Source organism: Paenibacillus sonchi (assembly GCF_016772475.1).
Classification (GTDB): domain Bacteria; phylum Bacillota; class Bacilli; order Paenibacillales; family Paenibacillaceae; genus Paenibacillus_AQ; species Paenibacillus_AQ sonchi.
In genome coordinates this window covers 4,764,197-4,776,935 of record NZ_CP068595.1, presented here as the reverse complement: position 1 = coordinate 4,776,935, position 12,739 = coordinate 4,764,197, and the positions used below count along the sequence as shown (strand labels likewise).

General features: G+C 50.3%; 12 protein-coding genes and 1 pseudogene. 1 reads left to right on the top strand and 12 read right to left on the bottom strand.

The window, feature by feature from the left end:
- Positions 1–317: 317 nt before the first annotated feature.
- From JI735_RS21130 to JI735_RS21115, 4 genes are all read right to left on the bottom strand, one after another.
- Positions 318–887 (bottom strand): flavin reductase family protein, encoded by a 570-nt coding sequence (locus JI735_RS21130; protein WP_051051842.1) that lies wholly within the window; start codon positions 885–887, stop codon positions 318–320.
- Between the two features lie 47 nt (positions 888–934).
- On the bottom strand, positions 935–2,635 hold the full coding sequence (locus tag JI735_RS21125; RefSeq protein WP_039835799.1) for a carbamoyltransferase family protein: 1,701 nt from the start codon (positions 2,633–2,635) through the stop codon (positions 935–937).
- A gap of 348 nt (positions 2,636–2,983) precedes the next feature.
- Positions 2,984–4,120, bottom strand: coding sequence for a carboxynorspermidine decarboxylase (gene nspC / locus JI735_RS21120; RefSeq protein ID WP_039835798.1), 1,137 nt, complete (start codon positions 4,118–4,120; stop codon positions 2,984–2,986).
- Between the two features lie 19 nt (positions 4,121–4,139).
- Complete coding sequence (locus JI735_RS21115; RefSeq protein ID WP_039835788.1) at positions 4,140–5,339, bottom strand: saccharopine dehydrogenase family protein; 1,200 nt, start codon at positions 5,337–5,339, stop codon at positions 4,140–4,142.
- Positions 5,340–5,900: 561 nt separating this feature from the next.
- Here JI735_RS21115 and JI735_RS21110 point away from each other — a divergent pair.
- On the top strand, positions 5,901–6,140 hold the full coding sequence (locus JI735_RS21110; RefSeq protein WP_157771393.1) for a hypothetical protein: 240 nt from the start codon (positions 5,901–5,903) through the stop codon (positions 6,138–6,140).
- 18 nt (positions 6,141–6,158) lie between these two features.
- Here the strand turns inward: JI735_RS21110 and JI735_RS21105 are convergent, their stop codons facing one another.
- The 8 genes and pseudogenes from JI735_RS21105 to JI735_RS21070 all read right to left on the bottom strand — a co-directional run bounded on the left by JI735_RS21105 (position 6,159) and on the right by JI735_RS21070 (position 12,720).
- Entirely contained in the window at positions 6,159–6,902 is a 744-nt protein-coding gene (locus tag JI735_RS21105; protein ID WP_039835787.1) for an alpha/beta hydrolase, read from the bottom strand.
- A gap of 56 nt (positions 6,903–6,958) precedes the next feature.
- On the bottom strand, positions 6,959–7,954 hold the full coding sequence (locus tag JI735_RS21100; RefSeq protein WP_233476507.1) for a FecCD family ABC transporter permease: 996 nt from the start codon (positions 7,952–7,954) through the stop codon (positions 6,959–6,961).
- Between the two features lie 40 nt (positions 7,955–7,994).
- On the bottom strand, positions 7,995–9,005 hold the full coding sequence (locus JI735_RS21095) for a FecCD family ABC transporter permease (protein WP_039835781.1): 1,011 nt from the start codon (positions 9,003–9,005) through the stop codon (positions 7,995–7,997).
- A gap of 29 nt (positions 9,006–9,034) precedes the next feature.
- Positions 9,035–10,068, bottom strand: a pseudogene (locus JI735_RS21090) (ABC transporter substrate-binding protein).
- Between the two features lie 99 nt (positions 10,069–10,167).
- Positions 10,168–11,814: a helix-turn-helix domain-containing protein gene (locus JI735_RS21085; protein WP_202676393.1), complete on the bottom strand. Its 1,647-nt coding sequence runs from the start codon at positions 11,812–11,814 to the stop codon at positions 10,168–10,170.
- A 171-nt stretch (positions 11,815–11,985) separates the two neighbouring features.
- Complete coding sequence (locus tag JI735_RS21080; protein WP_202676392.1) at positions 11,986–12,156, bottom strand: hypothetical protein; 171 nt, start codon at positions 12,154–12,156, stop codon at positions 11,986–11,988.
- The gene (locus JI735_RS21075; RefSeq protein WP_202676391.1) at positions 12,153–12,524 is read right to left on the bottom strand and encodes a hypothetical protein; all 372 of its coding nucleotides are present in this window, start codon (positions 12,522–12,524) and stop codon (positions 12,153–12,155) included. The genes JI735_RS21080 and JI735_RS21075 overlap by 4 nt, the downstream gene beginning before the upstream one ends.
- Positions 12,514–12,720, bottom strand: a complete 207-nt coding sequence (locus tag JI735_RS21070; protein WP_039835774.1) for a hypothetical protein — start codon at positions 12,718–12,720, stop codon at positions 12,514–12,516. The genes JI735_RS21075 and JI735_RS21070 overlap by 11 nt, the downstream gene beginning before the upstream one ends.
- Positions 12,721–12,739 lie beyond the last annotated feature (19 nt).

Below are 12,739 nucleotides of genomic sequence, written 5' to 3'. Positions count from 1 at the left end.
CCAGTAATCCGGCTATTGAATTGCCGCTATCAGGCTGGGCGAGGAAATTCGCGGAACTGAAATTAAGCGAATACTTGCCAAGCGTCTCAAAGTCATTCAGAAGCTCTACAAGCTCAATGCCTTCTTGCTTGACTGTAAAACGATCAAGAATACCGTTCAGTTCACCCGGCTCAACAAAGTTGATTACGGGTTCTCTCAGCTTGAATTCTACCCCTTTTTTCATCAACTGCATGAACATGTTCATAAAAATCTCTTTATTGCCTGAGCTAAGAACCAGATCATCGGTTGTTGGCCGAAATCCGCTGCTTACTGCCATCCTACTCACTCCTTAAGCCTATACAATGGCCTAGATTCCAATACTCACCCATTACATATGCAATGCCTTTGGCATTCTGAAGCGATACGGCATCGTTCAAATTATCACAATCCCTGTCAACAACGATCTTCTCATCAAAATATGTCTGCAGAACCTCAGCGACAAAAATGCTGTGCGTTCCGCCAATCTCATAAGTCTCTTTCACAGCGCATTCCATGTTGATTATACTGTCGCTTAACAGAGGAGCCTTGATGTGTTTACCGTAAAACACATTGCATCCGGTCTCGCACAGCTTGTCCTCGGTGTAACCGCTTGTCCTGACACAATAATCTGTAAATTCCGTTTGATTCTCATAAGGGATATTAACTGCAAATTCTCCGCTTTGTTTAATATATTCCCATGATAAATATTTCGGCCTTAGCGCAAGCGCTATCATAGGGGGATCCAGGTTCACCGGCATCAGCCAGGCACAGGTGTCAACGGTTTCTTTCCCCTCGTATGCGGTAGAGATAATTACAGTAGGCATCGGAAATAATACGGCATGCGGTTCCCAAATCAGTTTGTCTCCCAAACCCATTCCTCCCAAGCAGGCATTAGGTGAATTGTGATATTTTTCACCTATTTGCTGATGATATAATCACCAATCACAAGAATATCTATGTTAGTAGATTTATAACAGTTCAGAGCATCGGCAGGGGTTTCAACAATCGGTTCGCCGTTGACGTTGAACGAAGTATTGAGAATCAATGGGATTCCGGTTAACTGGGCATATTCTTTAATCAATCTGTAGTAAATGCCGTTTTCTTCCTCCGTCACAGTCTGGACCCGGGCGGTACCATCTACATGCACTATTCCGGGCACAACATCAGCTTTATCCTTCTTGACATCAGTGACCATGAGCATAAAGGGACTTTTGAAATCCATTTCAAAAAAATCAGGAGCATATTCTTCCATGACACTCGGGGCGAATGGCCGGAAGCTCTGCCTGAATTTCACCCTCGCGTTCAGGGAATCCCGCATTTCAATACTTGTAGCCTGACATAGAATGCTGCGGTGTCCCAGCGCCCTCGGCCCGAATTCGCTTCCTTCCTGAAACCAGGCGATAATCTGATCTTCGCTCAGGTACCCTGCGACCTCTTTGCAGATATCCTCGGATTTGCGGAATTGCAGTCCGGAGTTCTCAATGGCCTGCACAATCTCCTCATTGGAATATGTCTTCCCCAGATAATCATTGAGAAAAACAAATTCCTTGGGCGAACCGCCCAGTTCCCGGTACCCTTTAAGCGCACAGCCGATGCTGATCCCGCTGTCGCCGGCAGCCGGTGGGATAAAAACGGATTTGAACGGCGTATGGTCAAGAATTTTTTTGTTGGTTACGCTATTCAATGCAATGCCTCCAGCCAAGCACAGGTGATCAAGTCCCGTCTCTTTGTGGATACGATTGCACATGTGAATAAGCGAATCCTCAAGTTCTGTTTGCACCTGATATGCCAAACTGGCAAATTCCTCAAATCTGTCGTTCCACTGATCCATGGATAGATGCGGCTTATCCAGTTTCTTCAGCCACTGATCATTGAACGCGTACCCTTCTTCCGTAAATGAAACAGCGCCCAACGGATAATCGGCTTTGCCGAAAGGAGCAAGCCCCATGGTCTCCCCCGCTTTGTGACCATCTCCGAATATGTATTCCGAGACCTCATGATACATGATGCCGAACCCTTTTATTAAGCTGTCATACGGTTGTGTGTCCCGTGCGAAACGTTTGCTTATTGGCGTAATTATTCCGCCCTTGGCTGTGTATACGGATTCCCTCTCCCACCCTCCTGTTGCACGGTACCCGGAAGATAATAGAAATTCCCGATCTTCTCCCTGAAAAAAATTCATCACAGAGTGATCTTCATTGCCCATAGAATCAATAACCAATATCGCAGCTTCATCGAAAGGAGATAAATAGTAGGAAGAGTAGGCATGTGCTAAATGATGCGAAATAGGAAGGACAGGATGCTGTGTCATATTAATGATTCGCTCGCTGTAATTATGACTGCCTTTGTAGTGTTGAAGAGTTTCATAGTAGGCAGGATCGCTGAGGTATGTAAAAATGCTGTTCTGGACAATTAAATCGACATCGTCAATGGAAATTCCCGCATAGTCAAGACAATATTGAACGCTTTCATTATCAAAGTCGCCTTTGGAGCATCCATGCCGTTTAATGCGGGTTAGTCTTTCTTTGCTGATCGCAACCAAAATCCGGTTATCCTTGATTAAGCACGCGGAAGAATCATGATCTGATAAACATAAACCTAATATGTACTTGCTCATAAACGCCCTCCTTGTAATTAAGTAAACGTTCTAAAGCCTTTTTCAAGAATACTTCATTGAGCATTACATCTCTTTTAAATTTTTGTTTTTGAATAAATTTATTATATTTTTGCTATTTTTATACTTTATTCGATAATATAGACCATTCTAGTCCACAACTAATATAGTGTCAATTACATATTTTTGTATAACTTCAATTCAATTCATTAATATTTTATATGGATCATTGAGGGGATCTCACCGCATTAAGCCAAGGTAATTCATTCAGCGAAACAGCACAAAAAGACATTCTGATAACCACTTGACATGGTACATCAGAATGTCCTGTTGAATAATCGTTATAATCGTTTAAGACAACCGGCCGCTGAAATCGCTGTATTCAAACTCCCGGATCACTTTAAGGCCCTCTTCATCGTTATACGAAGCGATGGCCGGCAGGTTCACGCCGTTGAACATATGGTTCTTGACCATGGAATAATGTGCCATGTCGAGGAACACCAGCTTGTCGCCGTACTTGAGCGGCTCCTTGAAGGAATAATCCCCGATGATATCGCCTGCCAGGCAGGTCATGCCGCCGAGTCTGTACGTATACGGATATTCCCCCGGCTCACCTGCGCCTATAATACCCGGACGGTATGGCATCGCCAGCACATCCGGCATATGGCATTCTGCCGAAGTATCCAGGATGGCGATATCCATTCCATTGTGCATGGTGTCCAGCACGGTTGCTACCAGATACCCGGTGTTCAGCGCAACCGCCTCACCAGGCTCAAGGTAGATCTGCACATTATAGGTTTCTTTCATATGGAGAATGCATCGGATCAGCGTCTCCAGGTCATAATCCGGACGGGTAATATGATGTCCCCCGCCGAAGTTAAGCCATTTCATGCCATGCAGATATTGTCCGAACTTCTCCTCAACCACCTTGAGCGTACGCTCCAGTGTGTCGGAGTTCTGCTCGCACATGGTATGGAAATGCAGGCCGTCAATGCCGTCTAGCTCTTCCGGCCGGAAATTCGGCAGCGTTACACCCATGCGGGAGTAGTTGTAGCAAGGATCGTACAGCGGCACTTCAATCTCGGAGTACTCCGGATTGACGCGGATGCCGCAGCTGATCGCTTTGGGCGCACTCTGAACCCGGTTCTTGAACCGGGCCCACTGGTCGAATGAATTGAACACAATATGATCCGTATAGCTGAGCAGTTCATCGAACTCGCGGTCCATGTAAGCAGGTGCATAGACATGCACCTCTTTGCCCATCTCTTCATACCCGAGTCTGGCTTCGAACAAGGAGCTGGAGGTCACTCCGTGCAGGTATTTGCCGACCAGCGGATACAGCGCGTGCATCGAAAATCCTTTTTGCGCCAGAAGAATCTTGGCCCCGGTCTTCTCCTGCACATAGTTCAAGGTTTCCAGGTTCTTCTTCAGCAGCCGTTCGTCAACCAGATAGGCAGGCGACGGAAGCGTGCTGATGTCAATATTTATATCCTTCATTGCCTTACGCCTAATCCAGCAGCGTTGGCGAGAAATCTTCTTGCCAAGGCAGACCGTGTTTGTTCAGAGCTTCCATGAATGGGTCCGGATCGAATTCCTCCACGTTATATACGCCCGGTTTCTTCCAGATGCCTTTTATAATGAGCATGGCTCCGATCATTGCAGGTACGCCGGTGGTGTAGGAAATGGCCTGGGAGCCAACCTCTCTGTAGCATTCCTCATGATCGCAGACATTGTACACGTAATAAGTTTTTGGCTGGCCGTCTTTGGTGCCCTGGATAATGCAGCCAATGTTGGTTTTGCCTTTGGTTCTTGGTCCGAGAGAAGCCGGGTCAGGCAGAATTGCCTTCAGGAACTGCAAAGGAATAATCTCTTTGCCTTCATACACAATCGGCTCAATGGAGGTCATGCCTACATTTTCAAGCACCTTCAAGTGAGTCAGGTAGTTCTGCGAGAAGGTCATCCAGAAGCGGATTTTCTTCACGCCCGGGATGTTAACAGCCAGGGATTCCAGCTCTTCATGGTACAGCAGGTAAATATCCTTCGGACCGATCTCCGGGAGATCGTAGACTTTCTTTTCGGACAGCGGCGGCGTTTCGATCCATTCGCCGTTCTCGAAGTAACGTCCGTTGGCGGTGATTTCACGAATATTGATTTCAGGATTGAAATTGGTGGCAAACGGATAACCGTGGTCGCCCGCATTGGCGTCAACAATGTCAATGGTGTGGATTTCGTCAAAATAGTGCTTTTGCGCATACGCTGTGAACACGCCGGTTACACCCGGGTCAAAGCCGCTGCCGAGCAGCGCGGTAATTCCGGCCTTTTCGAATCTTTCTTTATATGCCCACTGCCAGGAATATTCGAATTTCGCTGTATCCTGCGGTTCGTAGTTGGCGGTATCGACATAGTGCACTCCCGTTGCCAGGCAGGCATCCATAATGGTCAGGTCCTGATATGGGAGAGCGACATTAATCACGACATCCGGCTGGAAGCTCTTGATCAGTTCGATTACCTCATCCGTGTTATCTGCATCAAGCTGCGCCGTAGAAATCTTCGTCTGGCCTCCGGCCAATTTATCTTTCAGAGCCTCACATTTCGCGAGGGTTCTGCTCGCTATGCAGATCTCTTCAAATACATCCGGGTTCTGGCAGCATTTATGAACAACAACGCTTGCTACACCGCCAGCGCCAATAATTAACGCTTTTCCCAAAATTGATTACCTCCTAAAAGTGTTGTCAGCGTTGCTTCATAAGAATAGCTTCGTACAAAACTTGCTTAGGAAGCATTTGGCTATTCCATTTGAAAAATCAACAAGGCTGATTATACAGAATGCACAGCAATAAATCAATAAAAACCGACAAAAATTGATACCGAGACTGTAAAATCTTCTGTTTTTCCTGTTAATACTCCCGAACGCATGGAAATACACTGAAATGCTCCATTTTCCTGCGGATTGTTCTTCAAATCCCAGTGTGTGTCAAAGCACGATAAAAAATGGAACTTCACGGACCAGGACAACTAGACTATTGTATCACAGCAGCTGTCTAGTTCATAATACATTTTCCTCATCCCGTACCTGACCCGTCTGATCTTGCCTGCCTATCCTGTCTGTTGCACGGCGCAATATATTCTTTTACCCGTTTTCCTTCCTATATTAACTGTCATGCTGCCGCCGGCCGCTGCATCACCAGAATCTTCCGGTCATTGTTACTATTATATGTAGTCCTGTTAATCCAATACCCGTCATCATAACGGTGAACATCCCAAGCCAATGCGCAAAACAAATAATTACCCGCTGCCGCCGGAATATGATGAGCTTGGTAATGTAATAGAAGGCACTTTTTCTTTTGGCCAAACCAAACAGCCGCGCCGTCCTTCACTGGACAACGCAGCCGTTGTGGATTTAAGTATATTGTTGCCTTGGGGACTTCACGTGGTCCCTCCGGCAATGCCAAGTGGAAAAAGGTTAACTAATCGGGATTGCCCAATTAATTTTCCTTTTTCCACTTAAATCCCGCAATTGCTGCCATTACGCCTCCGCTCCAAACAGCCATTTCAAGGCCGCGGGCAGCTGACGGCTGAAAAACACACTGTCATGGGTTCCCTGCCGGTCCCTATCGAAGCGCAGCTCCTCTTCACCTAACCCTTGTTCCAGCAGCAGCCTATGCGCCTCGAGAGTCTTTGGCACCATTTGCTTCTGCACGTTGGTTTTGTACAATCCCTCCAGCTCCCCGACGTACATGTAGAGTTTCCGCCCTGAACGGGGCGCCGGATTCGTCCGCATATACTCCAGCAGCCCTTCGTACCAGAACGAAGCGGAGAGCAGCCCGATCCGGCCGAAAGTATCCGGGTACAGATAATAAGCGAACATAGAGATTAAGCCTCCGAGAGAGCAGCCGATCAGCCCGGTATCGCTGCTTCCCGGCAAGGTGGCATACTGCCTGTCGATATAAGGCTTGATGACCTCCACCAGTTCCTTCAGATAACCGCCCCCGCCTCCGCCAAAATCAGGCGAACCCGGCATGACCGCCGGAGACGGCCACGGGGTATATTCATGATTGCGGTCAGGGGAAACAATTCCGACAAAGATCAGCTCCGGCAGCTCTCCGGCGATAAACAGATGCTCCAGATAATTGGCCGTGTGCTTCATGACGCTTCCTTCATCCTGCAGATATACGACCGGGTATCTCCGGCCTTCTTCGCCATAGGTGAGCGGCAAATAAATCAGCAGTCCGCGGCCCTGAACCACTTCCCGCCTAAATGTTCCTTCCATACATGAAGTGTCCTTTCCCAAAGCGTATTCGCGCGTTACTGCCGCCGCATCGCAGCCTATTGTTTCCGTGTCTTGAACAGCAGGAACAGAAAGTACGGCACGCCAATTATTGAAACCACAATCCCCACCGGGAGCTGGGCGGGAGCAAATATTGTTTTACCGATAAAATCACATAAAACAACCATCAGCATCCCGATCATTCCGCACAGCGGGACGATGTACCGGTAGCTGTTGCCGACCAGACGTCGGGCAATATGAGGGGCGATCAGGCCTACAAATCCGATGCTTCCCGACACCGATACACAGGCGCTGACCAGACCGACACAGCAGAGCAGCAGAACCTGCCGTTCTCTGCCAGACGCTACGCCCACTCCCTTGACACTCACTTCATGCAGCTGAAGCAGATCCAGAACCGCTGCGCGTCTCCAGATTACCGGAATAAGAACCACGAGCCATGGCAAAGCCGACAGGATTTGTCTCCAATTAGCGTTGTAGACACTTCCGGCCAGCCAGACGGCGGCCATCTCAAAATTCTGCGGGTCCATCTTCAGCGAGACGTACAGCGTAATCGCACCGAACCCGGAGGCCAGAGCGATCCCCACCAGAATCAGCTGCTGCGGATCAAATTCTCCAGCCCGCCTCGCAAAGAGGAAGAGCAGAACGATAGCGGCCAGTCCGCCGAGGAAGCCGAACACGGGCATGGTCAGCACCGACAGCCAGTCCGGAGCCTTCATTGTGCCTGCGGTGAAGAACATGAACACTACGACAAAAGTGCCCGCAGCAGCGTGAATGCCGAGAATCCCCGGATCAGCCAGCGGATTGCGGGTGATGCCCTGCAGCACCGCCCCCGCAACCCCCAGACCAAATCCGACCAGCGCACCCAATACAATGCGGGGCAGCCGGAAATCAAAGATCACCAGATCGTGATCCGCGTTCGGATGAATCCGCAGCAGTGTACGGACGACATTGGCGGCCGAAATATCAAACATGCCGTTCGTCAGACTGACATACATGCCGCATAATGTCAGGGCACCCATCAGCAAAAACAACATCCAAAAGATCCTGCTCTTCGGCGCCGGCGGTAACCTGCGCTTATTCACGTGAACCGCCCCCTCTTGTCTTGATTAAATACAGGAAGAAGGGCACGCCAAACAGTGCGGTTACGACCCCGATCGGCGTCTCGAACGGAAAGTTCATGAACCGGCTGATCAAGTCGCACAGAGCCAGGAATAATGCACCGAGCACGGCGGAAAAAGGAATGATTTTGCGGTAATCCTGTCCTGCCAGATAGCGGGTGATATGCGGAATAATCAAGCCGATAAAAGCGATTTTACCGGCTATTGCTACTGAGATACCCGTTAAAATGACCACACTGAGCATGGTCAGGCCTTTAACAGCATTCACTTTCAGTCCCAGACCTGATGCCGTTTCATCTCCAAGCGCAAGCATGGCCACGGGGCGGGCCATCAGCAGCGCGAGCACCAGCCCTACAGCAGCAAACGGGAGTGCCAGCTTTATTAAAACCGGGTCCATCGCATGCAGGCGGGCATTGTACCAGAAGCTGATATTCTGCGACACCTGGAAATAGGTGGCAAGTGCTTGGGAAACCCCGCCGAGAAACGTGCCAATGATCGTACCCAGCACAGCCAATGTAAGAGGCGAAGCCCCGCCGGGAAGCAGTTTGGCCGTGCCGAAGACGAGAACCGCCCCCAGCGCCGAACCGGCCAGGGAATACAGGATCAGGGACAGGGAGGAAACCCCGGGCAGAAACACCATGCATAACGTAACGGCAAATACCGATCCGTCGCTGATGCCCATAATCGAAGGAGACGCCAGATAATTCCGGGTCATTCCCTGCATAAGCGCCCCTGACACAGCCAGAAAAGCTCCGATCAGCAGCGCGCCCACTGCCCGGGGAATCCGCGAGGTTCGTATGATCAGGTGATCGATATTCTCCGGGTCCGGGTGAAACAGCGCATTCCAAACCGTCTCATAGCTAATGGATTTGGTGCCATACAGCAGTGACAACAGGCTGATCAATAGAATAAGCAGAGCTCCCGCCATCAGCAGGGAGGAGGTCTTGGCTCCGGCAGTCCATTTCATGTCATCTCACTCTTTTACGCATACTTGGATTATTTGTTAAGCTGTTCTGCGGCAGCCTTCAGGAATTGCACACGGCTCCACGCCGGTCCGCCTTCAGCCAATGGATCAATCACATTCACGAAGGTTTTATCATTTTTCATCGCATTGATTTTTTGAATAATCGGGTTATTCTGCAGATCCTTCAGCGCTGTAGCGGCCTCCGCATTTTCATCCGCAGCGAACTGCAGGAACAGAATATCCGGATTTATTGCCGCCAGCTGCTCCACCGAAATGGCTTCCTGCGCTTTAGCCGCCTCCACTTCTGACGGAACGCTCAGACCCAGGCCTTCATATAGAATAGGGTTAATAAATACATTAGCCGGGTAGATAAACATTTGTCCCGCACGGATACGCAGAGCTACTACCTTCTGGTTCTTCAGCTTGTCTCCGAGCTGTGCCTTGGCACTGTCCAGATCCGCTTTGTATTTAGCAATTTCTGCTTGAGCCTGGTCCTGTTTGCCTGTCAGCTCGCCCATCAGAATCAGATTCGCTTCCCAGTTGCCGGAAATATGCGAAACCTGAATAAGCGGAGCGATTTTCTTCAGCTGCTCTACCACTTCAGACTTGAATTTCGTCGTACCGAGAATCACATCCGGCTTCAGCTTGAGAATGGTTTCGAAGTTCGGTTCGGTTTTCTCCCAATCGATTCGGCCTGGTCCGTAATCGCGGCGAACCGCTCCGGGAAAGCCCCGCCGAATGTAATGGCACCCACCGGATGCACATCCAGCACCAGTGCGTCTTCCATCGCTTCCATGGCTCCTGTGATTACAATCCTTTCAGTTTTTGCGGGTACTGTATATTGTTCGCCCAAGTATTCAATCGTTCGCGTTGCGCTTTCCGCCTCGGCCGGAGATGATGAGGGCTCCTGCGCTGCTCCGGCTGTTGCCGACGGTGCCGCATTTGCCGCTGCCCCGCTTGTCGCCGCACTGTCTGCCGTCTGATTATTGTTGCCCTTTCCTCCACACGCCGTTAGCGCCAATACAAACAAGACTACAAGCCCTGCTATCCAAAATGATCTTTTCATCTTTTGTTGATCCCCTTCCGCTAATCTAATTGATAATGATTATCATTTTCGAGTATAACGAAGGGCCTGCCTTTTCACCATGGACAAAATACCGAACAACTATGGACGATTCACCGGGAACAGCTGAAGCATATGCCGCAGCATCCGCAGCTGGGCATAAGCAGAGTTCTCACGCCAGGGATCTGAATTCAGCAGATGCACGCGATGCCTTTGCACGGCGGGCAGCTTCAGCCACTGCGGATCATTCTGCAGCCTGCTCCACTCGCCCAGGGTATCGCTCTCCCGGCGGATCAGCATCAGCAGATGATCTGCCGGCACATACGCAAGCTCTGCCGGAGTAATCTGCACATCATAGAGTTCTGTTTCACTCTCATAAGCCGTGCGCAGCTCCAGCTCACGGTAGAGCATCCCCCTCATTCCGCGGTTGCAGTGCAGATACAGCCTGCTGCCCAGCATCCGGATCACAACAACCGATTCACCGCCCAGCTGTCTCTGCAGCTGATCCTTGGCGGTGCGCACCTCCCAGTCATACGTTGCCAGCCATTGCTCCGCCTGCCAGCTCTCGCCCAGATACTGGGCCAGATGCAGCAGTTGTGCGCGCCAATCCTCCATTTCTGCAGGCAGATAATAGACTGGAGCAATGCGTTCCAGTTCAGCTCTTTCCTCCGTGTGCAGTTCACCGGCTGCCAGGATCAGATCGGCAGAGCTTTGCCGCAGCAGCGCCAGATTGGCCTGCCAATCGCGGTTGCTGCGGTACGCGCTGATATGCACCGGAATATCTGCACGGTAGTTCCGGTAGTAGTACTCCGTCCACTTCGGGTGCAGCGCCGCCGCATAAGGGACAATATTCAGCGGCAGCAGCTGTCCAAGCAGCGCCGGTGTATAGGCTGCGAGCTTTCGGCGGCGGCTCTTCATATATACTGCCGGCGGAACGCCTATCATCTTCTTGAATTTGCGGCTGAAATAGAATTCATCCGCATAGCCCACCTGATGGGCGATATCACGCAGCCGGGCACCGCTGTGGGCCATCATTCGCTTGGCCTGCTGCAGCCGCAGCTCTGCAGCGTATTCCAATGCGCTTTTGCCATATTTCTTCTTGTACAGGTCATTGAAGTATTTAGGGCTGAATTCTGCTGTCTGGGCAAGCTGCTCCACCGTCAGCGGTTCGGTGTAATGCGCTTCTATGTATTGCTTGGCCTGCTCCAGCACGGAACGGGCATCCCTGGAACGCTGGCCGCTGTTATTTTGAAGCTGATACAGCAGCTCCTGAAAATCGATTTGTGTGCGGAAGCTTAGATTGCGGCCACAGGCCTGATCCTTGCCGGATACCTCACTCCCAATGGAAAGAACATGCTTCATATCATTCAGCACAAGATTTTCCTGCTCCGGGAACAGCCGAGCGTCCCTCACGGGTAAGATGCCGGTGTCTTCCGCCCCGCCGTGTTCAAATACATCGAAATAAAAAACAAACATCTCCACACCCCGGGCCGGCCTGGCGGTCCCGAAGGTCTGTTCAGGCAGGCACAGCACAGCTGAAGCAGCCGTCATTTCAAACTGTTTTTGATCGACCAGTAGTTCTGCTGCACCGCCAGCCACCACGATCAGCGCATAGGAGAAGAGCAATTGCTGCGGGAGCTGCACTTCCCCGTTGTCTTTTACCGTCTGAACCGACAAAAGCCTGAAGGAGAGCCTGTCCCAGCCCCGAAGCTGCCTGTGGCCTGCGGCCTGTGTTGCCGTTTTTTTCATCGCTGACCATCCCCCGTGTTGAGCTTTGTATAATATATCAATTATATTGATAACCATTCTCAATAACAATGCCTGGAAAAAGTATTTTTACCGGGGCAGACAAAAAAGGCCATTCCTTCCGTTCCAGGACAACGGGGAATAGCCTTGTAAAATCACTTGAATGATAAAACCTTAAAATTGCAGAATAGTCTCTTTGCCGTCTGTACCGCCGCTCATGGTGCAATTGCCCAGAACCAGCCAGCAGTTAACATCGTCCACTCCTTGTACTATGCCCTCAATAAGATAGTGCGGGTACAGATAGCTGTGATCCACCCGGGAACGGACCGGCTCATACGCTGTCACCGCATAACCTCCGTCAGATAAGGCAATATGAATGCCATGGATCGAAAAAACATAATGACACCAGCCACCCGCCTGCCTTCAGGATACCTCTGCCTGGTCCGGTTCCATTCCTCCTGGTAAGGTGCCATGGCCTTGGTCCAAACCGCCTCAAATTCCGCGGATTCGATCGGGATATCTCCCTCCATCCACTCAACGGACTGGTCCGTTAAGTAAAAATCAGGGCTGCCGGACACACGGCAGGTCCCTTCTTGCCGGGCAACAATCTGCCGGTAAGCAGTCTGCTGCCCGTCAATTTCGAAATACCAAATCTCATCATCAATAACAGATTTTAAATATTGAATGTTTTCCCTCTCCTTGCTATTGTCCAAATCCGACCCGCGGACGCTCGCGCTCTTTCGTCTCCACAGCCACAGCGCGGATCGAGGTAATGGGAATATACAGCACCTGATATTCGGTACGATATTTGACAAACCGCTCGTCGATTTCCTCCAGAACACCGCCTCTTATACTTGAACCATCCAGAAAATTCATACTGACCTCTTGGCCTTTTAAAGCTTCCAGCATTTAGAATCCGCTCCTCTGC

Bases quoted from the DNA above. Each gene is read 5' to 3' on its own strand.
- JI735_RS21125 (WP_039835799.1), bottom strand. From the start codon at position 2,635: ATGAGCAAGTACATATTAGGTTTATGTTTATCAGATCATGATTCTTCC.
- JI735_RS21110 (WP_157771393.1), top strand. From the start codon at position 5,901: ATGCGCAAAACAAATAATTACCCGCTGCCGCCGGAATATGATGAGCTT.
- JI735_RS21105 (WP_039835787.1), bottom strand. From the start codon at position 6,902: ATGGAAGGAACATTTAGGCGGGAAGTGGTTCAGGGCCGCGGACTGCTG.
- JI735_RS21100 (WP_233476507.1), bottom strand. From the start codon at position 7,954: ATGTTGTTTTTGCTGATGGGTGCCCTGACATTATGCGGCATGTATGTC.
- JI735_RS21095 (WP_039835781.1), bottom strand. From the start codon at position 9,005: ATGAAATGGACTGCCGGAGCCAAGACCTCCTCCCTGCTGATGGCGGGA.
- JI735_RS21085 (WP_202676393.1), bottom strand. From the start codon at position 11,814: ATGAAAAAAACGGCAACACAGGCCGCAGGCCACAGGCAGCTTCGGGGC.
- JI735_RS21070 (WP_039835774.1), bottom strand. From the start codon at position 12,720: ATGCTGGAAGCTTTAAAAGGCCAAGAGGTCAGTATGAATTTTCTGGAT.